The organism is Persicobacter diffluens (assembly GCF_036244895.1).
GTDB lineage: Bacteria > Bacteroidota > Bacteroidia > Cytophagales > Cyclobacteriaceae > Persicobacter > Persicobacter diffluens.
The window spans coordinates 711,918-736,507 of sequence record NZ_BQKE01000001.1; the positions used below are offsets into that span (position 1 = coordinate 711,918).

The 24,590-nt window shown below is 43.3% G+C and carries 27 protein-coding genes; 14 read left to right on the forward strand and 13 right to left on the reverse strand.

The annotated features are described in order from the left end of the window. Positions 1-153 precede the first annotated feature (153 nt). The 6 genes from AAA970_RS02985 to dtd all read right to left on the reverse strand — a co-directional run bounded on the left by AAA970_RS02985 (position 154) and on the right by dtd (position 7,700). A complete protein-coding gene (locus AAA970_RS02985) occupies positions 154-1,674 on the reverse strand; it encodes a hypothetical protein (RefSeq protein ID WP_338235922.1) in 1,521 nt (506 codons plus the stop codon). Positions 1,675-2,372: 698 nt separating this feature from the next. Beyond that, positions 2,373-3,881: a hypothetical protein gene (locus AAA970_RS02990; protein ID WP_338235923.1), complete on the reverse strand. Its 1,509-nt coding sequence runs from the start codon at positions 3,879-3,881 to the stop codon at positions 2,373-2,375. Positions 3,882-4,039: 158 nt separating this feature from the next. Next, complete coding sequence (locus AAA970_RS02995) at positions 4,040-4,537, reverse strand: CYTH domain-containing protein (RefSeq protein ID WP_053403930.1); 498 nt, start codon at positions 4,535-4,537, stop codon at positions 4,040-4,042. Positions 4,538-4,677: 140 nt separating this feature from the next. After that, positions 4,678-6,309 carry an L-glutamate gamma-semialdehyde dehydrogenase gene (gene pruA, locus AAA970_RS03000; RefSeq protein ID WP_053403931.1) on the reverse strand — a complete coding sequence of 544 codons (1,632 nt, stop codon included), beginning with the start codon at positions 6,307-6,309 and terminating at the stop codon, positions 4,678-4,680. Between the two features lie 588 nt (positions 6,310-6,897). Further along, on the reverse strand, positions 6,898-7,227 hold the full coding sequence (locus AAA970_RS03005; protein WP_053406844.1) for a nucleotide pyrophosphohydrolase: 330 nt from the start codon (positions 7,225-7,227) through the stop codon (positions 6,898-6,900). A gap of 20 nt (positions 7,228-7,247) precedes the next feature. After that, on the reverse strand, positions 7,248-7,700 hold the full coding sequence (dtd, locus tag AAA970_RS03010) for a D-aminoacyl-tRNA deacylase (RefSeq protein WP_338235924.1): 453 nt from the start codon (positions 7,698-7,700) through the stop codon (positions 7,248-7,250). Between the two features lie 202 nt (positions 7,701-7,902). On the opposite strand from dtd, the gene AAA970_RS03015 reads away from it, so the two are divergent. After that, positions 7,903-8,289 carry a hypothetical protein gene (locus tag AAA970_RS03015; RefSeq protein ID WP_338235925.1) on the forward strand — a complete coding sequence of 129 codons (387 nt, stop codon included), beginning with the start codon at positions 7,903-7,905 and terminating at the stop codon, positions 8,287-8,289. 84 nt (positions 8,290-8,373) lie between these two features. Here AAA970_RS03015 and AAA970_RS03020 read toward each other — a convergent pair whose 3' ends face one another. The 4 genes from AAA970_RS03020 to AAA970_RS03035 form a co-directional block, all read right to left on the reverse strand. Next, complete coding sequence (locus AAA970_RS03020; RefSeq protein ID WP_338235926.1) at positions 8,374-9,024, reverse strand: NAD(P)H-binding protein; 651 nt, start codon at positions 9,022-9,024, stop codon at positions 8,374-8,376. Positions 9,025-9,026: 2 nt separating this feature from the next. Continuing rightward, the gene (locus AAA970_RS03025; RefSeq protein WP_338235927.1) at positions 9,027-9,626 is read right to left on the reverse strand and encodes a thioredoxin family protein; all 600 of its coding nucleotides are present in this window, start codon (positions 9,624-9,626) and stop codon (positions 9,027-9,029) included. 86 nt (positions 9,627-9,712) lie between these two features. Beyond that, positions 9,713-10,171 (reverse strand): DUF1232 domain-containing protein, encoded by a 459-nt coding sequence (locus AAA970_RS03030; RefSeq protein ID WP_060685477.1) that lies wholly within the window; start codon positions 10,169-10,171, stop codon positions 9,713-9,715. Between the two features lie 206 nt (positions 10,172-10,377). Further along, positions 10,378-10,896: a DUF7935 family protein gene (locus AAA970_RS03035; RefSeq protein WP_338235928.1), complete on the reverse strand. Its 519-nt coding sequence runs from the start codon at positions 10,894-10,896 to the stop codon at positions 10,378-10,380. Positions 10,897-11,010: 114 nt separating this feature from the next. Here AAA970_RS03035 and AAA970_RS03040 point away from each other — a divergent pair, with 114 nt between their 5' ends. From AAA970_RS03040 to AAA970_RS03060, 5 genes are all read left to right on the forward strand, one after another. Continuing rightward, entirely contained in the window at positions 11,011-11,292 is a 282-nt protein-coding gene (locus AAA970_RS03040) for a HesB/IscA family protein (RefSeq protein ID WP_338235929.1), read from the forward strand. Positions 11,293-11,524: 232 nt separating this feature from the next. Then, a complete protein-coding gene (locus tag AAA970_RS03045) occupies positions 11,525-11,671 on the forward strand; it encodes a hypothetical protein (RefSeq protein WP_338235930.1) in 147 nt (48 codons plus the stop codon). 17 nt (positions 11,672-11,688) lie between these two features. Next, positions 11,689-11,862 carry a hypothetical protein gene (locus tag AAA970_RS03050; protein ID WP_338235931.1) on the forward strand — a complete coding sequence of 58 codons (174 nt, stop codon included), beginning with the start codon at positions 11,689-11,691 and terminating at the stop codon, positions 11,860-11,862. Between the two features lie 115 nt (positions 11,863-11,977). Continuing rightward, entirely contained in the window at positions 11,978-12,418 is a 441-nt protein-coding gene (locus AAA970_RS03055) for an Hsp20/alpha crystallin family protein (RefSeq protein ID WP_338235932.1), read from the forward strand. A 341-nt stretch (positions 12,419-12,759) separates the two neighbouring features. Beyond that, positions 12,760-13,029, forward strand: coding sequence for a hypothetical protein (locus tag AAA970_RS03060; RefSeq protein ID WP_338235933.1), 270 nt, complete (start codon positions 12,760-12,762; stop codon positions 13,027-13,029). Positions 13,030-13,309: 280 nt separating this feature from the next. Here the strand turns inward: AAA970_RS03060 and kdsA are convergent, their stop codons facing one another. The 3 genes from kdsA to AAA970_RS03075 form a co-directional block, all read right to left on the reverse strand. Next, positions 13,310-14,086, reverse strand: coding sequence for a 3-deoxy-8-phosphooctulonate synthase (gene kdsA, locus AAA970_RS03065; RefSeq protein WP_338235934.1), 777 nt, complete (start codon positions 14,084-14,086; stop codon positions 13,310-13,312). Between the two features lie 78 nt (positions 14,087-14,164). Beyond that, on the reverse strand, positions 14,165-14,929 hold the full coding sequence (gene kdsB / locus AAA970_RS03070; RefSeq protein ID WP_338235935.1) for a 3-deoxy-manno-octulosonate cytidylyltransferase: 765 nt from the start codon (positions 14,927-14,929) through the stop codon (positions 14,165-14,167). 4 nt (positions 14,930-14,933) lie between these two features. Further along, positions 14,934-15,887 carry a KpsF/GutQ family sugar-phosphate isomerase gene (locus AAA970_RS03075; RefSeq protein ID WP_338235936.1) on the reverse strand — a complete coding sequence of 318 codons (954 nt, stop codon included), beginning with the start codon at positions 15,885-15,887 and terminating at the stop codon, positions 14,934-14,936. Positions 15,888-16,213: 326 nt separating this feature from the next. On the opposite strand from AAA970_RS03075, the gene AAA970_RS03080 reads away from it, so the two are divergent. The 8 genes from AAA970_RS03080 to AAA970_RS03115 all read left to right on the forward strand — a co-directional run bounded on the left by AAA970_RS03080 (position 16,214) and on the right by AAA970_RS03115 (position 24,581). Then, entirely contained in the window at positions 16,214-17,080 is an 867-nt protein-coding gene (locus tag AAA970_RS03080) for a hypothetical protein (protein ID WP_338235937.1), read from the forward strand. Between the two features lie 68 nt (positions 17,081-17,148). Then, positions 17,149-18,093: a hypothetical protein gene (locus AAA970_RS03085; RefSeq protein WP_338235938.1), complete on the forward strand. Its 945-nt coding sequence runs from the start codon at positions 17,149-17,151 to the stop codon at positions 18,091-18,093. Between the two features lie 97 nt (positions 18,094-18,190). Then, on the forward strand, positions 18,191-18,694 hold the full coding sequence (locus AAA970_RS03090; RefSeq protein WP_338235939.1) for a KdsC family phosphatase: 504 nt from the start codon (positions 18,191-18,193) through the stop codon (positions 18,692-18,694). A gap of 364 nt (positions 18,695-19,058) precedes the next feature. After that, on the forward strand, positions 19,059-20,849 hold the full coding sequence (argS, locus tag AAA970_RS03095; protein WP_338235940.1) for an arginine--tRNA ligase: 1,791 nt from the start codon (positions 19,059-19,061) through the stop codon (positions 20,847-20,849). A 160-nt stretch (positions 20,850-21,009) separates the two neighbouring features. Beyond that, entirely contained in the window at positions 21,010-21,630 is a 621-nt protein-coding gene (locus tag AAA970_RS03100) for a glutathione peroxidase (RefSeq protein WP_338235941.1), read from the forward strand. Between the two features lie 74 nt (positions 21,631-21,704). Next, entirely contained in the window at positions 21,705-22,640 is a 936-nt protein-coding gene (locus AAA970_RS03105) for a 1,4-dihydroxy-2-naphthoate polyprenyltransferase (protein WP_338235942.1), read from the forward strand. A gap of 146 nt (positions 22,641-22,786) precedes the next feature. After that, the gene (locus AAA970_RS03110; protein ID WP_053406846.1) at positions 22,787-23,515 is read left to right on the forward strand and encodes a Crp/Fnr family transcriptional regulator; all 729 of its coding nucleotides are present in this window, start codon (positions 22,787-22,789) and stop codon (positions 23,513-23,515) included. Positions 23,516-23,738: 223 nt separating this feature from the next. Beyond that, positions 23,739-24,581 carry a universal stress protein gene (locus tag AAA970_RS03115; RefSeq protein ID WP_338235943.1) on the forward strand — a complete coding sequence of 281 codons (843 nt, stop codon included), beginning with the start codon at positions 23,739-23,741 and terminating at the stop codon, positions 24,579-24,581. Positions 24,582-24,590 lie beyond the last annotated feature (9 nt).

Sequence of the window (24,590 nt, forward strand, 5' to 3'; positions counted from 1 at the left end):
CTTACAGCTAAACGAAGATTTAAGCATGCATATTCCGGGTAAACTTTACTTTTTGATGAAGCTAATAAGCGAATCTCGCTATTCGGTAATATTAATGGAGGTGTGTTGGGTGGAATGATAAGAGGATAACTCCCTAAGCATAGAGGGCTATGGTTAGTTGCAATCCCAATAAACCCCTTTCACCGTGAGATCTGTTTCCGTGGGGGTAGTCAATAGATTCAGATTGTTGGCGCCATCACAAAGCTTCACATTTTCAAATGAAATATGGATGGTCGGGCTTCCACTACCCGGTGCCATTTCAAAAAGCTTACTTAAGCCGCCAACGTTAAAGGTGGTATTTTTGATGGAGAAGTTACTGCATTCCATGCCATAAAAAACTAATAAACCATTATTGGGACCGGTAAAGGTTCCCCCGACGATCTCAACATTTCGGATAGGATCTCTGAACTCAAAATAACGGTTACAAGACCCTCCGCCATCTACTATTGGGTTTTCAATATAAAGGTCATCTCCCCCAATGCCATCGAATTTATCCCATGTTCCTCCCTGTTGGGTATATTCTCCGATAAAGAAGGGCGCATTGGTTCCTGTGCACGATACAACAGGGTTAATAATCCGATTATTATCACTCCTGATTAGGAAACCCCCATTGCCATTTTTTACGGTGCAGTTGATCCAGTCTATATCGGAGGCTGCGCCATGGGTACTAAATCCTGATCGCCAGTCCGTATCGGTTTCGCAGTTTTCAATTCTGATATTCCGACTTACAGGTACTTCATTATAACCGGATATCTCGAAGGAGTGCTTATTGTTATAACCCTTACAGTTTTTGATAAGACCGTCTTCAGCTCCGGAAATATAAAAGCCGTAACCGTGCGGATTGCTGGTAGAGCGTCCATGCAAAATTCCCTCGGCATAAAGGTCAGTATATTCAAAGCCGTAAACATTCATAATTCGGAAGCCCTGCCAACAGCCTTCCGTGGGGTCTATGAGGTTGATGTTTTTATAAAACACATTAGTGGCAAATTCCATGGACATGGCGATGGAATTGTTGGAAACCCGTAAGGTAAAGTCTTGCATACCTACATTGTCCACGAAATTATAGGTGGCAATTCTCGGTGTTGATTTATAGTCTAATTTGATTGGAGATTCGACGGTAATCGTCCCCCCACTGATGGACTTCACCACCGCTCCTTCGCCATTTTTGTAATAACCCCTCAGGCCACAGTATAAATCCTGCGAGAAGATCAGGAATTTTTCTCCTACGGCTAATTCCGGATTTCCATTGACGGTAAAGGTGGTCGCACCTGCCGCAATGTTTCCACTAACATTAAAACGCCCCTGGTCTCCACGGCCTGTTTTTCGGCTACCTTTCAGGGTGATCGCTGTGCCCGTGGTGGAAATAATAGTGGTAGCATCTTTTCCTTTCCCCTGAAGGATATTGTTCCCTCCGGCGATGGTGCCATTGCAGCGGAAAGTACCAGAGGAAAGTTGCACCGTCTTACCTTGCTTAAATGCCTGGTTGATTTCATTTTGATCCGCATTTCCGTTACACTGAAAATCCGCCTCATTTTTTTCTGCCTGGGTAGCATCATTTGCCGCTACTTTGATTTGTGCAAAGAGAATGGAGGGGAGTAATAATAAGAACAATAAGCCGGTGAATTTCATTTGCATGATGGTTTTCTTTTTAAAACAGAATAAAAAGGAATTCCTCCCTCATTGGGGATAGAAAAAATGAAATAGGCCGATGTGAAAGGGTAAATGGTGTTGATCAGGAATTTAGGAGCAACAAACCACAATGAAAACGGACAAGCTTCTTGAAAGTTGTGCCCCTATTGTAAAAGCAAAGCGGACTTTGGTTCGTATGGATAAAAGATATAATTCGGGTTGAAAAATATGATGATGGGGGAGATTTCATTATACAGGGAAGGGAGCTTATCTTTCTTTGGTGGGCGTACTTTCCTTTTTTGTTTAAAACCAGGGGTTTATGTTTTGGTGTTCATTCGTTGAGATAATTTTGTCTTGAATTAAAAAAGGATTATTCAAGGTAAAATTTTGCTGCTTTCGGTTGGTGAAGGTAGAGCGTCTCTTAGGGTAATAATTTTTTTAGGGCAGGATTTTGTTTGTTAGCGACAAAAAGGCCACAGCTTCCCTATGCTGATTTGTTGCTGCTTTAAAACACCCATTAGCTGCAAGGCGGGAAATTGGAAGGAATAGTTTCTTATTTTGAGTTTTTCCAGCGAAACAGCTGAATGCGGAGAGAGTAGCTTTACCCAAATTCAGGCTGTAAATAAATCAGCAAAACCACTGACCAATACGCTGTTCTTTTAAGGTATCGGCTTGGTACCAAACAAATGGCTGTGAAATAGGAGTTAATCACAATTCCAATCTACTCCGCTGAATTGCAGGTCTGTCGCTACGGGGGAAGTCAACAGGTCCTGAGGGGCACCGCCTCCGCAGAGCTGTACATTTTCAAAAGAGACCTGCAGGGTGGTGTTGTAAGTGGTTTCGCCTTTACCCGGTTGCATCTCGAATAGATGCTTTAACCCTTTAATATTGAAATAACAGTTTTTGAGGGTGAAATTGCTACATTCCATACCGTAGAAAATGAGTAGTCCATTCCTTGCACCAGTAAAAGAGCCACCGACCACTTCCATATTCCGGATTGGGTCACGGAATTCAAAGTAACAATTGGTGACCCCGGCGCCGTCTACGGTGGGGTTTTCAATATAGAGGTTGTCTCCCCCAATGCCATCAAATTTGTCCCAGGTGCCATTTTGCTGGGTGTACTCTCCAATAAAAAAAGCGGAATTATAATCCCGGCATTCCACTACCGGGTTAATGATACGGTTATTGTCACTCCTGATCAGGAACCCACCATTGGCATTTTTGGCCGTGCAATTGATCCAGTCTATATCGCTGGCGGCACCGTGGGTACTAAAGCCTGCCCGCCAGTCATTGTCAGTTTCGCAATTCTCCAGGCGGATGTTACGGCTGACCGGTACTTCCAGATAGCCGGAAATTTCAAAGGAATGCTTGTTATTATACCCCTTACAATTTTTGATGATGCCATCTTCGGCGCCGGAGATGTAAAAGCCATAGCCATGAGGTGTCGTGGTGGAACGTCCGTGTAGTATGCCTGAGGCGTACAGGTTACTATATTCAAAGCCATAAACATTATTAACGCTGAAGCCCTGCCAACACTTCTCCGTAGGATCAATCAGGTCGATGTTTTTGTAAAAGGCATTGGTTGCATATTTGATCATCAGCGCAACTTCTCCATTTCTGGTTTCGAGTGTAAAGTTCTCCATCCCTACATTATCATGGAACTGGTAGGTCACGATGCGAGCATTCTTCTTGTAATCCAGTTTCAATGGTTGTTGTAGATTAATGGTTCCCCCGATGGCTGATTTCACCACAGCGCCTTCACCGTTCATATAATAGCCTCTCAGCCCGCAATACAGATCATCTGAGGCGATCAGAATAATATCTCCTGAACCGATATTGGGATTACCCCGGACATTGATGGCATTTGAGCCGGCATTTAACTCTCCTGTGGCATTAAATCGGGCAAGTAAACGACCTTCAAAATGAATTCCATTCTTAGCCGTGGTGATGATCTTGGTGGCATTCTTCCCTTTTCCGCGAAGAATGTTATTTCCTCCTTTGATTTCCCCATTACAGTTAAAAGTTCCGGAGGAAAGCTCTACGATTTTACCCTGCCGGAGGGCGTCATTAATTTCTTTTTGATCAGCATTTCCATTGCACTTGAAATTTGCAGCATTGATTTCTGCAGCGGTGGCATCTTTGGCAGCAACTTTAATTTGGGCAATGGAAAGTAAAGGAAGGAAGCAAAGTGTCAATACGCTGATCAGTTGCATAAAAGGATTTTTCTTTTTTTAACTGATTTTAAGGCCAACCTTCCCGCAACATTGGAGAAAGTCATGAAAAGGTCAGATGAATAGCGGAATTATTTTATAGGAGGACTCAAAAAAAAAGGAAGCCTGCTTAGCTTCCTCTTCTTCTTCTTATTATTTTTCTACTCCTGAATAACTTTTTTTTGTTCTGCTTCCGGCCAATCCTTAAAGGGATAGTTTACCAATGAAGCATTGTAAAATTTCGGATCTTCGGTAACTTCTTCCGCTATCCAGTCCGGTTTTTCAAATTCGGTATCTTCCGAAGGCAATTCAATCTCCGCTATGACCAGGCCCTGGTTTTCGCCATGAAATTCATCAATTTCCCAAATGAATCCCGCCCATGGAATTACATAGCGGTGCTTTTCAATGGTGGGACGAATGCAGAGCTCATTGAGCATTTCCTCGGCCTCATCCATCGGGATGTCATATTCAAACTCCGAACGGGTAGCGCCTTCTGTAATGCCTTTAATGGTCAGGAAGGCATCATCTCCTGCAATCCGTACTCTTACCGTCCGGTCTTTATCCGCATTCAAGTATCCCTGGTGGAAATAAGTACCGGAAGCCAGCGACTTATAAGCATCCGAGGACACTAAAAATTTGCGTTCAATTTCTTTAGCCATGTTGGTTCAAAAAGTGATTGGGCAACAAATTAAGTAAAAAACCCCTTCCGTCGCAAGGCGATTATGCAAACATAAAAAAATCCCGCTGCCCTCCAGCCTGGGAGCGCATGCGGGATTAATTTTTTATTTCCGGTCTTGGATTATTCCGCGTCCATGAATGGGTAACGGTGATCTACCGGAGGAACGAAGGTCTCCTTGATGGTGCGTGGAGAAACCCAACGCAACAAGTTGATCATTGATCCTGCCTTATCGTTTGTACCGGAAGCACGACCACCACCAAATGGTTGCTGTCCTACTACTGCACCGGTAGGCTTGTCATTGATATAGAAGTTACCTGCCGCATTACGCAAAGCTTTTGTAGCTAAAGAAGCCGCATAACGATCCTGAGAGAAGATCGCACCCGTCAAGGCGTAAGGGGAAGTTTGGTCTACAATTTCCAATGCCAAACCGAAGTCATTCGCATCGTAAACGTAAATGGTCAATACCGGGCCAAAGATTTCCTCAACCATAGTGGTAGACTGAGGATCGTGTGACAACAATACGGTAGGCTCCACGAAATAACCTTTAGACTTGTCATAGTTACCACCAGCAATTACTTCCACCATATCGTTGGCTTTCGCACCGTCGATATAGCCTGCGATATTGTCGAAAGATTTTTCATCGATTACGGCGTTCACGAAGTTGGTGAAATCCTCTACAGGGCCCATCTTCAATTCCGCAATCTTCGCGACCAACTTCTCTTTTACTTCCTCCCAAATCGTGTGTGGGATATAAGCACGAGATGCAGCAGAACATTTCTGTCCCTGGAATTCGAATGCACCACGTACCATACCGATTACCAAGGCATCGATATTAGCCGATTCATGCGCTACAATGAAATCCTTACCACCTGTCTCGCCAACAATGCGTGGGTATGATTTATATTTGTGGATGTTCTCTCCAATAGTTTTCCAGATGTGCTGGAATACACCAGTAGATCCGGTGAAGTGGATACCGGCAAATTCAGGGTGGTTGAAGATCACCTCACCAGCAACAGGACCGGAAACGTGTACCAGGTTAATTACCCCGTCAGGAACACCCGCCTCTTTGAATACTTCCATCAACACATTGGCAGAGTAAATCTGCGTGTTAGAAGCCTTCCAAACTACGGTGTTACCCATCATTGCAGCGGAAGTAGGCAAATTACCCGCAATTGCGGTGAAGTTGAATGGCGTTAAAGCAAATACGAAGCCTTCCAACGGACGCTGCTCCAAACGGTTCCAGATACCGTCTGCAGAGTTGGGCTGCTGTTCGTAGATCTCTTGCATATAGGCAACGTTGAAGCGCAGGAAGTCGATGATCTCACAAGCAGAATCAATCTCCGCCTGGTAAGCACTTTTCGACTGTCCCAGCATTGTCGCTGCATTTAATTTAGCTCTGTATGGTCCGGCAATCAAATCTGCTGCTTTCAGGAAAATAGCCGCGCGGTGTTCCCAGCTCAAATCTTCCCAGTCCGCTTTTGCTGCCAAGGCTGCATCAATCGCTTGCTCTACGTGTGCTGCATCACCCTCATGGTAATGTCCAAGAATATGTTGATGATCGTGAGGAGGATTCATCGGCTTGGTGTTGCCGGTTCGTACTTCTTCACCACCGATAAACATCGGTACATCCACCGTAGTGGAACGTGCCGCCTCCAAAGCTGCTTTTAATGCCTCGCGCTCTTTAGATCCTGGTGCGTAATTCAACACAGGCTCGTTTTTAGGGGTCGGAACGTTAAATACTCCTTTTGCCATGATAGCAGTGTATTTTATTTGATTGATAATATTTATGCTTTCTGCTTCTCAGAAAAGCCAAGCCTTCAGAGAAGGCTCCTAAAGTTAAAAGAATCCGTGGAGAATAGAAAATTAAGATTCCCTCCAAATGCTATTCTCTAAAGGAGAATTAGAAGATGATTTAGTGCCAAAGTCAGGCCTGAGGCCAAATTTTCACCTGAAATTGTTTCCTTCTTCAAGGAGTGAAAAGAAAGGTGGCGCGCTGACATTCTTTATGAAAATGAAGTGATGGGCGTGCTTTTGGGGCAGAGCTTCGTATGCACTTCGCACCGGGCTATCAGCTTTGCTCTTTTCCAGAGCCGCCACGCTTTTAGGTCGGGAAAAGGAGCTCCAACAATGCTTCTATCCCTCTGCCGGTGAGGGGCGGGTAGCTTTGCGGGCGATGAGCCCGCCCGGGGCAAGGATGAAGCGGGTTTGTTTAAACCACAGCGGCCCAAAAGGCCGATGGGGTGAGCCGCGCCAGCCTGATGCTGACGTCTAAGCGGCAGCAGCCCCCCAAAAAAATACCGCTAGTGGTTACCTGTTTTGATATTCCAATAGCGGTAAAATTTAGGCCTTTAATTTGGGGTTGTTTTTATGCCGGTCGGCATCCCGGATATTTTTCTTTTCCAGGTTTTTACGAAGGGCATCGGTAAGGTCGATACCGGTCTGGTTGGCCAGGCAGATGAGCACCCACAGCACATCGGCCATTTCATCGCCCAGGTTTTTGGCCAGGTCCGATTTTTTAAACGACTGGTCGCCATAGGTGCGGGCCATGATGCGGGCCAGTTCACCCACTTCTTCGGTCAGTATGGCCATATTAGTGAGCTCACTGAAATAGCGAACGCCCACGGTTTTGATCCAGTGATCCACCATTTCCTGGGCTTGGCGGATGCTGATGTCTTCTTGTTTTTCCATGTTTATTCTCGGTTTTTACTGTCGATCCAAATGGTCACCGGGCCATCATTGGTCAGGCTTACCTGCATGTCGGCACCAAATTCTCCGGTGAACACCGGCTTGCCCAGGGCTCCTTCCGTTTGCTTGATGAAAGTTTCATATAGGGGAATGGCCTGATCCGGCTTTGCCGCATTGATGAAGGAAGGACGGTTGCCTTTTTTGGTAGAAGCGTGCAGGGTGAACTGGCTCACCAGCATGATGTCGCCGCCTATATCCAAAACGCTGCGGTTCATTTTTCCCTCTTCGTCTCCGAATATTCTCAGGTTGATGATTTTATTGACCAGCCATTGAATATCCTCTTGGCCGTCTTCATTCTCTATCCCTATTAAAACGACCAGCCCTTGTGCGAAGCCACCTTTATCCTCGCCATCCACTGTGATGTGCGCATCTTTTGCTCTTTGAATTAATACCCGCATGATGATTATTTTATAGCCGTGAAATTACATTTTTCCGACGAAGGAAAAAGCCGGAGCGGGATGCTTTATTTTTACTAAGCGTTTTTTCCGGATAGACTTATAGCAGGCCTGTATATCAAAATACCTGTAAAATTAAACCATTTCTTACGTCATTCGTTGTAATAAACATTGTTTTAAATGAATACTTTAAATACAAGATCAGGTGGAAGCAGAACCTTATAAAGTGCTTCATCATGACCTTGGTTATGTAGAGGCCGGATGTTCGGGATTTGTGGAGGAACAAAAGTTCAGGCAGTGGGGAGAGACAATTCTGAGGTTCGCTCAGCAGAAAGGGGTTAGCCGTTTGCTGATCGATCTACAGGATTTAAAAGTCCTTCGTCCAGGGAATCAAATTTTTATTAGGGAAGAATGGTTTCCGGAAGCGTTGGAGCGAGGCATTAGCCGCTTTGCGATTTTGGAGCCGACGAATTTTTTTGGTAACGCATCAGTGAAGCAAGCGGTGGATCTGGCACCGGAATTATTCGAAAAAGTGGAAATTGAGTATTTTCTTCAGCGGGAGGCTGCTGAGGATTGGCTACTCGGAAAATAAATCAAAAGCCCGCTGATAATCGGCGGGCTTTTGTTATGAGCGAATTTTTCTGGTCCTCATTATGCTACCAAAAAGATCGGATGATTACACCATTTGGTCATTCAAAATAATGTTTTTCCCTTCTCCTGCTTCCTGAGCTTTTTGGTACATGGCCTGAGCGACTTGTAGCCCGGCTATGGGTTGGTATTTTTTTAATGGTCCCCGAAGGAGGAATTTCATAAGAGGGGCCAACGCTTTTCCAATATCCTCGGCTGTACGTTGCTCTTCTCTTTCCCCCATTAATAAGGAGGGGCGGAAGATGGAATAACGAGGAAAGTCGAGCTTCCCGATGGCTTGTTCCACTTCTCCCTTTACTTTGTTATAGAAGATAGAAGAATTGGCCTTTGCCCCCATGGCGGTTACTATTAAAAAGTGATGGGCTCCTTTTGCCTTGGCGGCCTTGGCAATGTCAATTGGAAACTGGTAATCCACCTGCCGGAAGGCGGCCTGACTACCGGCTTTTTTAATGGTAGTGCCGAGGCAACAGAAAACATCCCGCACATGGTTCGGTATCTCATGAGTCAAGTGCAAAGGCGAGAAGTCGCTTCTGATGAAATGAATTTTCGGATGGCTGGAAGCCGGAGCCCGCCTTCCCAAAACGTACACCTGATCATAATGAGGTGATTCCACCAGTAAATTCAGAAGATGCCCTCCGATCAGGCCGGTTGCCCCGACTAATACTGCAATTTTTGCCATGCTTATTGATTTAACAAAGCGATAAACTCTTCCTGAATGGTCAGCCCTTTATCCTTGGCGTACCATTTTTGAATAGCCACATTTTTTTCATCCGGATTGGTACTGCCGGAGGCTTTCCAGTCCAATACAATTTGCTGTGCCGGGGCCGGTCTTGGTCCCCAGGTGAAGAGCTCTGCTCCACTTTCGGCATCTACTGCTATAAGTTTGGGAATGGACCTGCCACCATTGGTGAGGTATTGATCCATCACCTCAGGGTTTTCATCTCTTAAAAGAATGCTCAGTTTAATGTGATCATTCACTTCGGCCATTTTGGCGATAGCCGGAAGATTGAGGGCGGCATCGCCACACCAGGCTTCAGAGAGTACCACCCAATAAATGGGGCGATCAATAGCCTGAAGGTGTTTTTCGGTCTCCTCATTGAGCATAAAGACTTTTTCTGCTCGCTTCATGCGTTGTACATTAAGCTGCGTGTATTCGATCATGGCTTCGGACTGATTGTCTCCGGTGGTTTTACCTTCGGACAACAGTTGATCAGTAAGTGCACGGTATTCGGCATAGGAATAACCCTGCTCTATTTTTTCAAAAGGAATGGCGATTGACATATTCTATAAAAATTATATTTCAGAAAAGCTAACGCAAAAAAAGGACTTCCCGCTCTGTTTATAAGGTCAGGTGGAAGACTTGCGGCTTATTCTATAGGGTTTTTATCCGGTTCTTCCCGATCCAGTATGGTTTGTTCTTCATGCAGCTTCCAGTCTTTAAATTTGTCAATCTCATGTTTGAGGGAATTGTAAATCCACAAAATGACGGAAATATCATCGACCAATCCCGCTACGGGGATAAAGTCTGGTATGGCGTCTATCGGGCTAATGAAATAAACCAGTCCGGCAGTAATCATGGTGATGGAACTCCAGGGGATGCCGGTATATTTTCCTTTGGCATAGGCTACTACCATTTCTGCGAATAGTTTGATCTCCTCGGTTGCCTTACGTAATTGTCCATTCCGATTCGTTAAATGATAATGGACATCCCCGTAGAGTTGGTCAATGCTTTTGTAATCAGCCAGCAGGGATGCGCCTCTTTGCAGGGCATAACGGAAAAAGCCGCTGTTAATCGCTCGGTTCAAAATTCTTTGTCTTTTGCTCATATCGAAAAAGAAAAATAAAAAAAGGCGAAGGAATTACCTCTCCTTCGCCTCATTCTTTTTTGTTTACGATTAAATCCCCTCGCTTGTTTGTCTTCCATAGCTCCTGTTTTGAGGTCACAGCTAACAGTTGTTTTGCTCTCAGGAGCTTAATGCCTGACATTCAAAAGAGAATGGGATGGAATGCTTCCTTATTTTTTGATTCCGGCTTAAAACAAAGTCCGGATTTCTTTTTTGATTTCGGATAGTGCACCGGTAATGAAATCTTCCTCCCTGCTCATGCGCTCAAAGATTACTTTCGCTAAATCCAATCCTTTGGCATCAGCGGGAAGCTTGCCTGCTTCCTCATTGATGAGGAGGATAAGGTTTTCCGAAGTGCCTTTGACCAGGTTCCAGGCATTATCACTCATATAGACCTGCTGGCTCAAGTTGTGATTCAGCTCTTCCCGGATTTCATGCGCCAATACGGACTTCAATTCTGCCGCAGTCAGGCCCGGATGATTCACTCTTGGCAATAAATTATGCGGGGAAACGCGTTCCAGAAATAAGCATATGCGCTCATAAGCCTGCAGGCGGTTGGGAAGGATGACTTCTGAATTTTTGACCTTGAGCTCGATGAGTTTCTTTTCGAAATCTTTCTGTAAAAAGGACCGGATGGTTAAAAACATGGCGTACATCACCAGGGCCGCCGGTAAGATTAGTTTGGCGCTTTCCGCTAAAAATTCCATTTATTTGTTTTATCAATGTTGGCTTAAATCAATGCGATGGAGCCATTTATTAGAGAATAGCTCAAAAGCATTATATTTACGCAAATTTGGCTTAAAAATTGGAATTACAAATATATGGAACCGATAAAAATTACCGAGAAGGCGGTGGCCTTTATTAAGGAAGCTTTCGAGTCAAAAAAGGTACCCGAAGGTTATGTACTTCGAGTAGGAGCCAAAGGTGGTGGTTGTTCTGGCGTGAATACCTACCTGGGCTTTGATAAAATTAAAGAAGACGATAAGGAATTTGTCATTGAAGGGCTGCAGGTGGTGGTGCAGAAGAAGGAGATGATGTTCCTGATTGGCAAGAAGCTGGATTATGTAGAGGAGGGAGAGTTGAAGGGTTTTGTTTTTGAATAAGGCCTTATCCGTTGAAGTCAGGCAAGAAAGCAGTCCGGTTGGGTTGCTTTTTTTTATGTCAATTTTTCAGCCTCACTATTGTGAATTTTTAAGAATCAGCGTGCTGAATGTCATAGATTGCTGAGATAATAAGAAAATATGTCACATTTTGTGGGCATTGTATAAAGTTTGATTGGGGTGATATAGACTGCATAGTTGAATTTTTTTGTTGAACCTTAAAAGAATCTCAGTTATGGAAACATCCTATTTAGATTATGCCAAAGAGGTGCTTTCAAAATTAACTTTCGATCCTTTACTGTTTGAAAAAGAGAAAATGAAAATGCAAGCTTGGTTGAGCCCTCAGGAGCGTCAGGCTCTTCAGGAGTGGCTGAGTGATTAACCTTAACCTTTGGCTTAATGATGAAGCAGTGGCTGTATAACCTATTATTATTGCTCCTTTCCTTTTTGTTAGCTCCTTATTTTGACTATGGCGAAAGCACCTTCAGCTTAATGATCGTCACTTTGTTGATATTCTTTGTTCTGAAATCTTTATTTGTGTCTTTCCAAAGTCTGTTGAAGGAGATTTTCTAGGTATTTTTTTAAGCCTGGATTCTGAGGGAGCGTCTGGGGGTAACGGTCAATTTTGCAGCCTTATCGGCTCCCTTTTAAATTGTGATTCACTTTCAAATTTTATTTTACTTAAAAAATGGAGGTAGTTATGATGACCAACGGAAAAATTTCCTCTTTACATGCTGATTTATTAAATCACCTGTTTTCTGAAGAGCAGAAAACCAATGATGAAGGCCATTCCTCGAAATTTCCACCAATGAATGTGGAAGAGGATGAGGACAGCTTTAAAGTGTACCTGGCAACGCCGGGATTGTCAAAAGAAGATTTAAGAATCTCTCTGAAAGGGGATCTTTTAGTCATTAGTTCTGAAAAAAAGGAACATAAAGAACGAGAGAAAAAATCCCAATTTATTCATCGGGAATTCGGAATCCATCCCTTCGAGCGAAGCCTAAATCTGCCCAGAGAGGTAGATAAGGAGCAAACGACAGCTAGCTATGAACGAGGTATTCTAATGATATATTTGCCCAAGAGAGAGGATGCCAAAGCCAGGTCCATTAAAATAATTGGGATAGCGTAATTTCCTTTTTTGCTTCCGGGGAGCGATTTTTTCCTGGCTGTTAAGCCGGGCTATTCATGCTTTAAGCCGGATTATTCATGCTAAAATCCTCGTTTGGCTTCTAGGCGGAAAAAATGAAGGAATAGTTTCCTATTTCGAGTTTTTTCCAAGGAAGCAGATAAATGAGGAGAAAGCAAGCCTAACTACCCAAATTGGGGCTACCAGAAATTTAGCGGATCCAATTATAATCAATTGATAAATAGGTTCTTTCGGTAGGCTGTAAAACTAGTGTTGAATAATTCGGGTTAATCCTCGGGATCTTATCCGTGAAGAGCAATGGTTTCACCTAAAAATTGAATATCATGAAATATTTATTTGGAGTATTCGTTTTGAGTTTGTTGCTGATTGGTCTTGATTTAAAAAGATATCCTAATGGCCATATTTTATCAGCTTCGTCAGAGCAGGACAGTTTGTTGTATCAAGAAAGATCTTTCTCTGCGGAGGAAGGGCCTGCCGCTGAACCCTTGGATAGTATTATTCCATTAAAATCTCCGATTTCGGTGAACTCAAAAGAAAAATATCAATGGGATTACCTATTTCCGCCTTATAGGCAGCCGGAATCAAATCAGTAAGGAGAGTTAGCCCGGATTATTCATGATTGAATGCTCGTTTAGCTGCAAGGGAGGAAAAATGAAGGGTTTTCCTATTTCGAGTTTTTTCCATGGAAGCAGATGAATGAGGAGGAAGCAAGATTGCCCCAATTTAGGCTATCAAAAACCAAAGAAAACACACGTAAGAATTTAAGAGTAAGTGTCTTGATTTGGTTTTGTTAATTTAGCGGTGCATAATTCGGCTTAGGAAAACAAAAAAGGAGGCTGTTTGGCCTCCTTTTCAGTTAAGGGTGATTTCCCCTTATTTCAATTTCTTCAGAATGTCTTCAAACTCATGCAATGGCACCATATTCGGGCCATCCGAGAGTGCTTCTTCCGGCTTCTCATGCACTTCAAAGAAGAAACCATCCACACCTACGGCCTTAGCTGCAGCAGCGATATAGGGGGCATACTCTCTGTTTCCTCCGGAAGCACCTCCAAGTCCGCCGGGCTTTTGCGTAGAGTGGGTCACGTCCATCACCACCGGGAAGCCCAGGGCTTTCATATCTACCAGGTTGCGAATATCCACCACCAAATCACCATAGCCCATCAAAGTACCACGCTCAGTCAACATGACTTTATTGTTGCCAGAATCAATGACTTTTTGTGCCGGATAAAGCATGTCTTTACCAGAAAGAAACTGTGCTTTTTTGATGTTTACAATCTTATCGGTCTTCGCACAAGCCACTAAAAGATCAGTCTGACGGCAAAGGAAGGCCGGGATTTGCAGGATATCACAAACCTCCGCTACCGGAGCAGCTTGGTTAGTCTCGTGAATATCAGTAGTGATGGGAAGGCTGAAATTATTTTTCACCTTTTCCAAAATGCGTAAGCCTTCTTCCAATCCCGGACCTCTGTATGAGGTGATGGAAGTACGGTTGGCTTTATCAAAAGAAGCCTTAAAGATATAGGTCAGTTCCTGACGCTCACACATGGCAGAAATGTTTTCTGCCAATCGCATGATCATGTCTTCGTTTTCAATCACACAAGGTCCGGAAATGATGAACGGACCGGATTTAAGTTTATTATAAAGTTCCATTGAATGAAATACTATTGCGCTTTATTATAACAATACAAATTAATGAAATTGAAAGGAAATGTGGATAATCGCTGAAATTTATTCTGTTTCCGCTTCAATAATCGCCTTTACCTTTTCAAAATCCTCCAGCGTATCCACGCCAATAGGAGAGTGTTCGGTCTCAATCATTTTGATCTTGAACCCATTCTCCAGCGCGCGTAACTGCTCTAGCTTTTCCACCTGTTCCAGGTAGGAAGGGGGCATTTGCGCATATTGCAAAAGGAAATCCTTGCGGTATCCATAAATGCCCAGGTGCTTGAAATATTTCAGATCTTCGGGAACATAGCCATTGGTTTGCATTTCTTCGACCCGGTCCCGGTAAAATGGAATCGGAGAGCGGGAAAAGTAAATGGCATGACCACTATGGTCCGTAATCACCTTTACATTGTTGGGATTGTTCACCTCTTCGCAACGCTTGATTGGTGTTTTGACCGAAGCCATGGGCAAGGCGGCATCCAGTTTGAACTGGGTGGCCAACAGGCTGATGACTTCAGGATGGATTTGTGGTTCGTCTCCCTGCACATTAATGATCACTTCGGCCTCTAATTGAGCCGCTGCTTCTGCAATACGGTCTGTTCCGGATTGGCAGGCCTCCGAGGTCATGAGAATGTTCTGAGTGAAGGTCTGGCATCGGTTACGCACTTCATCTGCGTCGGTAGCAATGTAAACAGCATCAATGCCTTCAGCAGCGATTGCCTTTTCATAAACCCATTGCACGACCGGTTTTCCCTTAATCTCCAGTAAAACTTTTTCAGGCAGTCGGGTTGACTTTAATCGGGCGGGAATGACAACGATGGTTTTCAATGGGTTATTGGTTTAGGTCGTAAATCTGAATCACTCCCAGTAGCTGATCTTCTTCAGCCACTAAAAGAGAATTAATTTTATGCTGGTTCATCAGCTGGTCTGCTTCTCCTAATTTGGCATCTTTATGAATGCATTTAGGATGCGCACTCATCAGTTCCCGGGCTGTTTTCTCAAAGAAAGCGGCTTGCTGACTTTCCATTGCGCGGCGGATATCTCCATCGGTAATAATGCCTACAATTTTTTGTTCTTCCTGAACGATGGCAAGCCCTAAACGACCTTCCGATACTTTTTGCACAACCAGCAAAGAGGAAGTGTCCGGTGCTACGATGGGTAATTGCTCCTTGCGCATCACCGTCTCTACATTGGTGAGCAGCATGCGTCCTAAACTTCCACCAGGGTGGAAACGTGCAAAATCCTTTTCCTGAAAAGAACGCTTTTTCATTAAGGCCACTGCCAAAGCATCGCCCATGGCCAGAGTAGCTGTCGTGGAACTGGTGGGAGCCAGTTTCAATGCGCAGGCTTCCTTCTCTACGGCTACATTCAGGTGAAAATCTACGTTCTTGGCCAAAATGGAATCCGGCTTGCCCGTCATTCCAATCAGTAAATTGCCATTGTCCTTGAAAAAGGGAATCAGGTTCAGGACCTCATCGGTTTTGCCGGAATTACTGATCAGTAAAACGGAATCTTCCGGAGTTACCATACCCAGGTCACCATGAAAAGCTTCTCCCGGATGTAGGAAAAAGCTGGGTGTTCCGGTGGAGGCCAAAGTGGCGGCAATTTTATTTCCAATATGGCCGGACTTGCCCATTCCGCAGACAATTAATTTTCCGGTACTTTTTAATACGGCTTCTATGGCTCCTACAAAATCTTCATCGATTTGCTGAGACAAATTTTTTACCGCTTGTGCTTCTATATCAAAAACTTCCTGCGCCAGTGCAAGAATTTCGTGTTTCCCCATGGGTTATGTTTCAAAAGGGTTTGAAATGCTGCAAAACTATAAAAATTCAATCAGGAATTCAGCTGATGTCCGGGATTTTGTCCGCATTAAAGAGAATAGAGGTCCGGGCTTTGGGGAAAATAAAAGGAATGAAGGGCGCTGGGAGTCCCCAGTAGAAATAGCATTCATTTGAATGTGATGGAAACTGTAATTGGAGGAATTAAAGAAGATTGAGTGATGTGGGTTGTAAATGATGTAAGATAAGAAGGTTATAAATCTTTTTTCAGGAAACTTGAGTACTAAAGGTATAGCAAATCAATTTTTTACAGCGATGAAGGGAGGTTTACATGAAACAGTTATTTACAGTTTTTATTTTTGTAGGGTTGATTGGTTGTACTTCTATCGCTGAAGAGGTTGACCCCGTTCCAGTTGCAGTGAACGCGCCCACCGAGCAATTTCCAAAATATTTTATTCAGCAGTTTGAGGAAGAACGAGACACGATCCTGTCTTTCCGGTACTCTTCTGCTAATCGCTATATTGAACTTGATTATTTAGGGCAATCTCAGTTTTTTTTCGCTTTTGATGAAAATGGTGAATTTTTGTCCTATACCTTACGTGCTCAGGGCGTGGATATTAAATCGCTGAAAGTTGTGGGGCGTGATCGACAAACGATCCGTTATGTGATGGAGCAAACGTCGTCTGAGACTCCTATTTACTTTTTTTACGGGCGAAAAAAATTATTGGATCCTGTTTTTGAAATAGAGGAGCAGTTAAGTGGAAATGGACAGGTGGAGCGTGTTCAGTTTTATGAATTCGGTCAAGAAAAGATACTGACGGATGAAATCACTTTCTTACATGATGAAAAGGAAAATCTGAATCGACTGGAGTATTATCAATATACCGAGGCGGGAGGAAGTCCCCGGCTTTTTGTTGATTTTGAATATGATCAGCAGGCTTCTGTTTTTCATTTTTTGGAAGCGCTGCCTATGGTGGTAATCCTTGATATATTGGTGGAAACCCGCCTGAGTGCCTTCAGTGGTTTAAACAATGCCCGCAAAGTCTCCATTGAGGATTTTAATTTACTCAATACTTTTCGAGAGGAAAATGAATATGTATATGCCTATAATAATTTGGGCTATCCAGGGCAAATAAGGTACATCACAAATCGCTTTGGAACTCCGGATAGTTTAAACTATTTAATAACCTATCGTTAGGAATCGGGGTAAAAAAAATATCGGCAGCAATCTAAAATGTTTAGCTGATTCAAACTAAAACCTTACCAATGAAACTATTTTCTAGAACATTAGCCTTATTCTTGTTGACTGTCGGTTTTTTCGCCTGTTCATCAGATGATGATGGGGTAGACCCCTCAATTGTTGCTACACCCTCTGAGATTTCAGTGGATGATAATGGTGTACCTTTTACGTTTTACCGATTTGAGTATAATGATGATCAAAGTGTCAGCAATCTCTATATTGTGCCGATGGGACTTAGAGCGAATTTCACTTACGATTCAGAAGGGAAGTTAACCTCCTATATTTTTCAAAATGAGGATGGTAGTCAAAGTTTTTGGGAATACCGGATAAGCTGGAACGATGGGCAGGTGGCGCAAATAGATTATTATCTGGACCTGGATCCGGTCCCTACAAGAGAGAGCCAGTCTAAGGGGGTAGATTTTGATGTCAAAATGCGACCTCCCGTATTTGGCTTAGAAAATGCCCGTACCGGAGAATGGACTGTTGTGCAGACTTTTGTTCCCTTTAATGAAGATGGCCGGATGACAGAAGCATCGATTAATCAGGGCGAGTTCAATTTAGGAACTATGGGCTTCTCCTATGATGCTGCCGGTCAGATTGTCGCTATGGAAGAGGAATATAAATATAATGATGGGGGAGATGAGGTTTATTTCAAAACCACCTATCAGTTTGCTTATGATGCACAGCCTTCTCCTTTCAAAAGTTTCAATGGTTTTCCTGCTTTAATTAAATATAAATTGACGGATTTATTATTTACAGGGCTTTTACAGTCCGGAGCATTTGACTTGTTACATTTTAGTAGTGTAAATAACCCGGTGTCTATTCAATATAATGTAACAAACGGGGAGGAGTCCGATGGCTTTACGCAACCCCTGAGTTATACCATAGGTGAAAATGGTTTTCCAGTCCAATTAATTATCGATGGGGATACGCCGGAAAATAATTTTGTAAAGAATGTATCATATCCATAATTCCGGTCATTTTTAATGATCAAAACCGCTTCTCAGGAGGCGGTTTTTTTTTGCATTCTGAATCCTTAATTTTATTGCTTTATAAATTGAAACTACGATGGAATACAATATTAAAATGGTGGTGACCGATGTAGATGGCACCCTGACCGATGGCGGAATGTATTATACCGAAACTGGGGATGAGTTCAAAAAATTCAATGCCAAGGATGGTATGGGGATGAATATTTTGCGTAAGGCCGGTATTGAGGTGGGGATCATTAGTCATGGGAAGGCCCCTCATATGGTGTTGAACCGGGCGGAACGTTTGGGTTTAAAATATGTGTATGTGGGTTCGGAGCCTAAAATGCAGGTTTTGGAGAAATGGTTGCAGGAGCTGGGCATTTCCAAATCGGAGGTCTGTTATATCGGAGATGATATTAATGATGAGGCTATTATGGAGTCCGTTGGACTTTCGGCTTGTCCCTCAGATGCGGTGAAGGTGATCCGGGAAACGGCCGATATAGTCCTGACGCGCGGAGGTGGGAATTGTGCTTTCCGGGAATTGGTGGATGAGCATTTGATTCCGGTGAAGAGCAAGCGGAAGGACAAAATTGGTTTTTAAATACTCCTTGGGGAAGGCTCTCGGATGTATTTCAACATTTGATTTTGAGCGTGTTTAAAAGCAGGGCATCCGGCTGCAAATTTGAATTATTGGAAGCGATTTTGGGTAATTTCTCAAAATTAGCGAAGCTATGCTCTCAAAATAATCGGGTATCGCTTCAAGAATCATCTAATTTTCGCTGCGAATTTTGGCTTTTAAGCTCGCTCTTAGATAGGGGATCCTATAATCACATTATATGTCATTGTGATTATCATGAAAAAGGAAGAGATTGAATTAAACACAATATCTGTGCGTGGTTTTTGATTCTAAGGGGGGATTGGTATTTTTGCATTCTGTAAGAAACAAAACGCTTTAAAGAAAGCTCATGAATATTAATAGTGCGATTAAAGAAGCCATCTCAAAGGCTTTTGAGGCTCAGTTCGGGGCCGCATTACCAGTAGAGGAAGTGAAATTGCAGCCATGCCGCAAAGATTTTGAAGGAACTCACACTTTTGTGACTTTCCCGTTTGCCCGCATCAGCAAGAAGAACCCTCAGGAGACCGCTCAGCTGATCGGGGAATATGTGAAGGAAAACAGTGAGGTAATCGCTGACTTCAATGTGGTAAAAGGCTTTTTGAATTTGGTATTGGATCGCACGGCATGGGTGAAAACTTTAGGCGCGATGGTAGCGGAAGAAAACTTCGGTTTTGCGGCGCCAAATGGCCAAAAGGTAATGGTGGAGTATTCTTCTCCTAACACCAATAAACCATTGCACTTGGGCCACCTGAGAAATAACTTTCTGGGCTATTCAGTTTCTGAAATTTTGAAGGCTGCCGGATATGAGGTGCAGAAGGTAAACTTGGTGAATGACCGTGGTATCCACATTTGTAAGTCCATGCTGGCTTATGAAAAGTTTGGAGAAGGGGAGACCCCGGAATCTGCAGGCATCAAAGGCGATAAGTTGGTAGGAAACTACTACGTGAAGTACGATCAGGAATATAAGAAGGAAATTGAAGCCTTGGTTGCTGATGGTATGGATGCGGAAGAAGCGAAGAAAGAGGCGCCATTGATGAAAGGTGCGCAGAAAATGTTGCGTGACTGGGAGCAGGGCGAACCGGAAGTCGTAGCGCTTTGGGAGAAGATGAACGGCTGGGTGTATGATGGTTTCAATGCCACTTACAAGACGATGGGCGTGGACTTCGACCAGTTCTACTATGAATCCAATACTTATTTATTAGGTAAAGATATTGTAGATGAAGGCTTGGAGAAAGGTGTTTTCTTCAAGAAAGAGGATAATTCTGTCTGGGCGGATTTGAGTAAAGAAGGTCTGGATGAGAAATTAGTATTGCGCGGTGATGGTACTTCGGTATACATTACGCAGGATATGGGTACTGCTGATTTGAAACATAAGGACTTTGCTTTTGATAAGTCGATTTATGTGGTAGGTAATGAGCAGGATTACCACTTTGATGTATTGTTCCGCATTTTGAAAAATGTTGGACGTGAGTACGCTGAGGGGATGTACCATTTGTCTTATGGAATGGTGGACTTACCTTCCGGTAAGATGAAATCTCGTGAAGGTACTGTAGTGGATGCGGATGATTTGATGCAGGAGATGTTTGATACTGCGGAGTCACATACCAAGGAATTGGGTAAGATCGACGGCTTTACCCCGGAGCAGGCAACAGAGCTTTACCGTAAACTAGGCTTGGGAGCATTGAAATATTTCTTGCTAAAAGTAGATCCAAAGCGTCGCATGTTGTTTAATCCTGAGGAATCTATCCAGTTTCAGGGGAACACAGGGCCATTCATTCAGTACACGCATGCGCGTATTTCCGCGATCGCACGCAAGGCGGCGGAGCTTGGGATTGATACTTCTGCGGAGGTCATCAGTCAGGTAACGGAATTGGCGCCATCAGAAATTGAAGGTATCCGTCTGTTGACCACTTTCCCTGAGGTAGTAGCAGAAGCAGCAGCAAACTATTCGCCGGCAGTAATTGCCAACTACTGTTTTGAATTGGCAAAGGAGTACAACCGTTTCTACGCAGAGGTGTCGATCTTCAACGAGGAAGATGCCAATAAGCTGGCCTTCCGCGTGGCTTTCTCTCAGCAGGTAGCAGACGTGATTCGTCGTGCACTATTGTTGTTGGGTGTGGAAGCTCCGGAGCGTATGTAATAAAAAGATCTGATATAACATTTTTAAAAGTCCTTTCGTAATTACGGGAGGACTTTTGTTTTGGAAGCCTTTTTGGATTAATTTGCCCAATCCGGTATTTTTATACCAACCTTATTTTTTCGAAATCAAACCGAAATCAATCAACGATAACCATACGACCATGAAAAATGTATTTATTGCCTTAGCGGCAGCGGCCATGATGGTCACGGCCTGTGGAGACGCAAAGGTAAAATCGAAACCCGTGACGGCGGCATCTGAAAAGGTAGAAACGGTGAAAGAAAACAAGAGTAAGCGTCCGGATGGAGTTTCAGAGTTTTACACTTTTAAGATGAATGATATTGATGGGAATACCATTGATTTCGCTGAATTTAAAGGACAGAAAGTGCTATTGGTGAATGTAGCTTCCAAATGTGGTTACACTCCACAGTATGAAGGCTTACAAAAGCTACAGGAGAAATACGGAGACAAAGTAACTATATTAGGTTTTCCGGCGAATAATTTCGGTGGGCAGGAGCCGGGCTCCAATAAAGATATTAAATCCTTCTGTACTGGAAACTATGGCGTGACTTTCCAAATGTTTGAAAAAATTTCCGTAAAAGGAGATGATCAGCATCCACTTTACCAGTGGTTGTCAATGAAAGACAAAAATGGCTGGAATGATCAGGAACCTAACTGGAACTTTAATAAGTATCTGGTGAATGAAAATGGCGAGTTGGTTAAATACTTTGGGTCAAAAGTCAAACCAATGTCAGAGGAACTGGTAGCAGCTATTGTAGAATAATGTTATATTTGCATAAAGTATTAAAGTCAGGCTAAAGTCTGACTTTTGTTTTTTCTGGCAGGTAATAGCATATAATGAAGGAGAATGATATGGTACTAGGAAAAGGGGCTAAAATTAAGGCTTGGATCACTGCATCCCGCTTGCGGACCTTACCGCTGGCTTTTTCCAGTATTTTTATGGGCAGTTTTATTGCGGCCTATTATGGGCATATGCGCTGGTCCGTGCTGGGCTTAGCAACGCTCACCACACTATTTTTACAGGTGCTTTCCAATCTGGCTAATGACTATGGGGATTCGGTGCATGGCGCCGACTCAGATCAGCGGCAAGGACCACAGCGCGTGGTGCAGCAGGGTTTGATTAGTTTGCCTCAAATGAAAAGGGGAATGATTATCTGTGGACTGCTTTCATTGTTGTCCGGTATTGCCCTGCTTTATGTGTCTTTTGGTGCTCAGTTAGAGCTCTTTCTCGTTTTTCTGTTATTAGGCTTGTTCGCCATTGGAGCCGCAGTGACCTACACCGCCGGCGTTCGGCCTTACGGCTATATGGGGCTGGGAGATATTTCGGTATTTTTATTTTTTGGGCCGGTAGGCGTATTGGGGGTATACTTTTTACATAGCGGAAATTTGGCGCCTGGCATTTGGTTGCCAGCGGCTGCATTGGGTTTTTTTAGTGCAGGGGTATTGAATGTAAATAATATCCGGGACATTGAGTCAGATCGTGAAGCCGGAAAATATTCGATACCTGTTCGCCTGGGTCGTAAGAAAGCGGTAGTTTATCATGCCCTTTTATTGCTGGCCGGCTGGGCGGCTATATTGGTTTATTCCATGTCAATAATAGACAAAAAATCCGTGTGGATTATTTTGTTAATGTTACCCTTGTTCCTGAAAAACTTTTGGGCGGTGAAAAATCGAACGCATCCCAGTGATTTAGACCCCTTTTTGAAGCAGTTGGCCATCAGTACGTTTTTGTTCGTTTTGGTGTATGGATTTGGGCTTTTAGTACCATTCTAAATAGTAGATTATTTTCGTAATCTTGGGAAAATCATGTATTTAGCTGTATCTTTGACTAGTTGTTAATGGTCAAAATCCTGATGATTGTCATTGTATTTTTTCTGGATTCCTGACCTGTTTGGTTGTTTAAATTTAAGGCGGTAATTGTGGCAGTAAATAAAGTTCCAAAAAACACCTGTGATTCCTGTCCAAGGGTATCGCAGACACTTTTTGACGGCGTCAATTCTGAAGAATTGGTAAAAGTTTCAGAAAATAAATCCTGTATCCGATACAAAAAGGGACAGACTTTATATTATGAAGGGACACGTCCTTTGGGATTGTTTTGTGTGAACGGCGGAAAAGTGAAAGTTTTTAAGATGAGTTCTGATGGTAAGGAGCATATTGTTCACTTAGCGAAGGATGGTGATTTTTTAGGGTATAAAGATTTGATCGGTGAGGAGTTTTATACAACTTCCGCTACGGTGCTGGAGGATTCTATCATCTGTTATATCCCGAAAACCAATTTCCTTTCCCTATTGCAGGGCAATCCGGTATTTTTTAATAAGGTCACCAAGGCGATCATTAAATCCCATGGTATCCTTGAAAATAAACTCTTGAACATTGCTCAGAAATCTGTGCGTGAGCGTTTGGCAGCAACTTTATTGATGCTGAAAGAAACTTACGGTATGGAAGGAAATGAGCAAGGAGTGTTACTGGACATTGCGCTTACTCGTGAGGACTTAGCCAATATTATTGGTACTGCAACCGAGACGGTAATCCGTTTATTATCCGAATTCAAATCGGAGGGAATGGTAGCCCTTCAAGGTAAGAAGATCCGAATTATTAATGAGGCGGCTTTGGTAAAAACAGCAGATTTTTACGAAGCGCTGAATTAACAATAAAGATTGACCTGAATAAGAAAAGTGAGTTTCGTTTCGGAGCTCACTTTTTCCATTTTTGTCCTATTACGATTTATTTTTTAAATAATTATAGGAGGTAGGGGTGAAATATTAATGATTTCACAGGTCTTGACTTTTTTCACACCTCTTCATGATATTTGTCAGAATGGCTTTCTGTGAATTATGCTAATTTCATGTATACACTTGAATTTAGCCCCCCATGATCAAGAAAGTATTAGTTCCCACAGATTTTTCCCAACAGGCAAATTACGCCTTAACCCTCGCTATAGAGATTGCCAAGCGCGCAGATGCTGGCCTGACTTTAGTGCATGTAGTGGAGATGTCGGCTCCGAATGTCTCGGCATTAGGAGTCCCTTATATGGAATCCGGCGAACAAATAGAAGTCGCCCGCCAGCAGCATGATGCTGCTTTGGAAAAGATGAAAAAAATTGTGGAAAGCAAGCAGTCTGCAGATGTGGCCATTGAAATGGCGGTAGAGTATGGCAGTACTTTCTCCGATTTGTATACGCAGCTGGAAGGTTTCCATGCGGATATGATCGTAATGGGGAGTAAAGGCGCAGGCGGCTTGGAGGAAATCATCATTGGCTCAAATGCGGAGAAGGTGGTACGTAATGCAAAAGTACCGGTTTTGGTGGTGAAAAATGAAACACACCTTAGGGATATTCACTCCATTATGCTGGCAAGAAAGTTCCATGACCATAAGGAAGATCATGCCATTGAAGCCTTAAAGGCGCTGCAGGAATTCACTGGGGCAGATTTACATCTGGTGAAGGTAAATACTCCAGCCAACTTTGAGGATGATCGAACCAATTATGCTCATATCAAGGCATTTGCAGAGAAATATCAGTTGGAGCGTTACTATTCCAAGGTTTATAATGCCTTTACCGAAGAGGATGGTATTCTCTTTTATGCAAGAGACAATGAGATCGACCTGATCGCATTGGCAAGTAGCGGAGGCAGCATTATGCAGTCTATATTTGGGTCCGTAACCGGTGATGTAGTTAATCACGCTCAGCGACTGGTGTGGACTTGTAGGATTTAATCATAAGGA

Bases quoted from the DNA above. Each gene is read 5' to 3' on its own strand.
- AAA970_RS02985 (WP_338235922.1), bottom strand. From the start codon at position 1,674: ATGCAAATGAAATTCACCGGCTTATTGTTCTTATTATTACTCCCCTCC.
- AAA970_RS02990 (WP_338235923.1), bottom strand. From the start codon at position 3,881: ATGCAACTGATCAGCGTATTGACACTTTGCTTCCTTCCTTTACTTTCC.
- AAA970_RS02995 (WP_053403930.1), bottom strand. From the start codon at position 4,537: ATGGCTAAAGAAATTGAACGCAAATTTTTAGTGTCCTCGGATGCTTAT.
- pruA (WP_053403931.1), bottom strand. From the start codon at position 6,309: ATGGCAAAAGGAGTATTTAACGTTCCGACCCCTAAAAACGAGCCTGTG.
- dtd (WP_338235924.1), bottom strand. From the start codon at position 7,700: ATGCGGGTATTAATTCAAAGAGCAAAAGATGCGCACATCACAGTGGAT.
- AAA970_RS03020 (WP_338235926.1), bottom strand. From the start codon at position 9,024: ATGGCAAAAATTGCAGTATTAGTCGGGGCAACCGGCCTGATCGGAGGG.
- AAA970_RS03025 (WP_338235927.1), bottom strand. From the start codon at position 9,626: ATGTCAATCGCCATTCCTTTTGAAAAAATAGAGCAGGGTTATTCCTAT.
- AAA970_RS03030 (WP_060685477.1), bottom strand. From the start codon at position 10,171: ATGAGCAAAAGACAAAGAATTTTGAACCGAGCGATTAACAGCGGCTTT.
- AAA970_RS03035 (WP_338235928.1), bottom strand. From the start codon at position 10,896: ATGGAATTTTTAGCGGAAAGCGCCAAACTAATCTTACCGGCGGCCCTG.
- AAA970_RS03040 (WP_338235929.1), top strand. From the start codon at position 11,011: ATGGAACCGATAAAAATTACCGAGAAGGCGGTGGCCTTTATTAAGGAA.
- AAA970_RS03045 (WP_338235930.1), top strand. From the start codon at position 11,525: ATGGAAACATCCTATTTAGATTATGCCAAAGAGGTGCTTTCAAAATTA.
- AAA970_RS03050 (WP_338235931.1), top strand. From the start codon at position 11,689: ATGATGAAGCAGTGGCTGTATAACCTATTATTATTGCTCCTTTCCTTT.
- AAA970_RS03055 (WP_338235932.1), top strand. From the start codon at position 11,978: ATGGAGGTAGTTATGATGACCAACGGAAAAATTTCCTCTTTACATGCT.
- AAA970_RS03060 (WP_338235933.1), top strand. From the start codon at position 12,760: ATGAAATATTTATTTGGAGTATTCGTTTTGAGTTTGTTGCTGATTGGT.
- kdsA (WP_338235934.1), bottom strand. From the start codon at position 14,086: ATGGAACTTTATAATAAACTTAAATCCGGTCCGTTCATCATTTCCGGA.
- AAA970_RS03075 (WP_338235936.1), bottom strand. From the start codon at position 15,887: ATGGGGAAACACGAAATTCTTGCACTGGCGCAGGAAGTTTTTGATATA.
- AAA970_RS03080 (WP_338235937.1), top strand. From the start codon at position 16,214: ATGAAACAGTTATTTACAGTTTTTATTTTTGTAGGGTTGATTGGTTGT.
- AAA970_RS03085 (WP_338235938.1), top strand. From the start codon at position 17,149: ATGAAACTATTTTCTAGAACATTAGCCTTATTCTTGTTGACTGTCGGT.
- AAA970_RS03090 (WP_338235939.1), top strand. From the start codon at position 18,191: ATGGAATACAATATTAAAATGGTGGTGACCGATGTAGATGGCACCCTG.
- argS (WP_338235940.1), top strand. From the start codon at position 19,059: ATGAATATTAATAGTGCGATTAAAGAAGCCATCTCAAAGGCTTTTGAG.
- AAA970_RS03100 (WP_338235941.1), top strand. From the start codon at position 21,010: ATGAAAAATGTATTTATTGCCTTAGCGGCAGCGGCCATGATGGTCACG.
- AAA970_RS03105 (WP_338235942.1), top strand. From the start codon at position 21,705: ATGAAGGAGAATGATATGGTACTAGGAAAAGGGGCTAAAATTAAGGCT.
- AAA970_RS03115 (WP_338235943.1), top strand. From the start codon at position 23,739: ATGATCAAGAAAGTATTAGTTCCCACAGATTTTTCCCAACAGGCAAAT.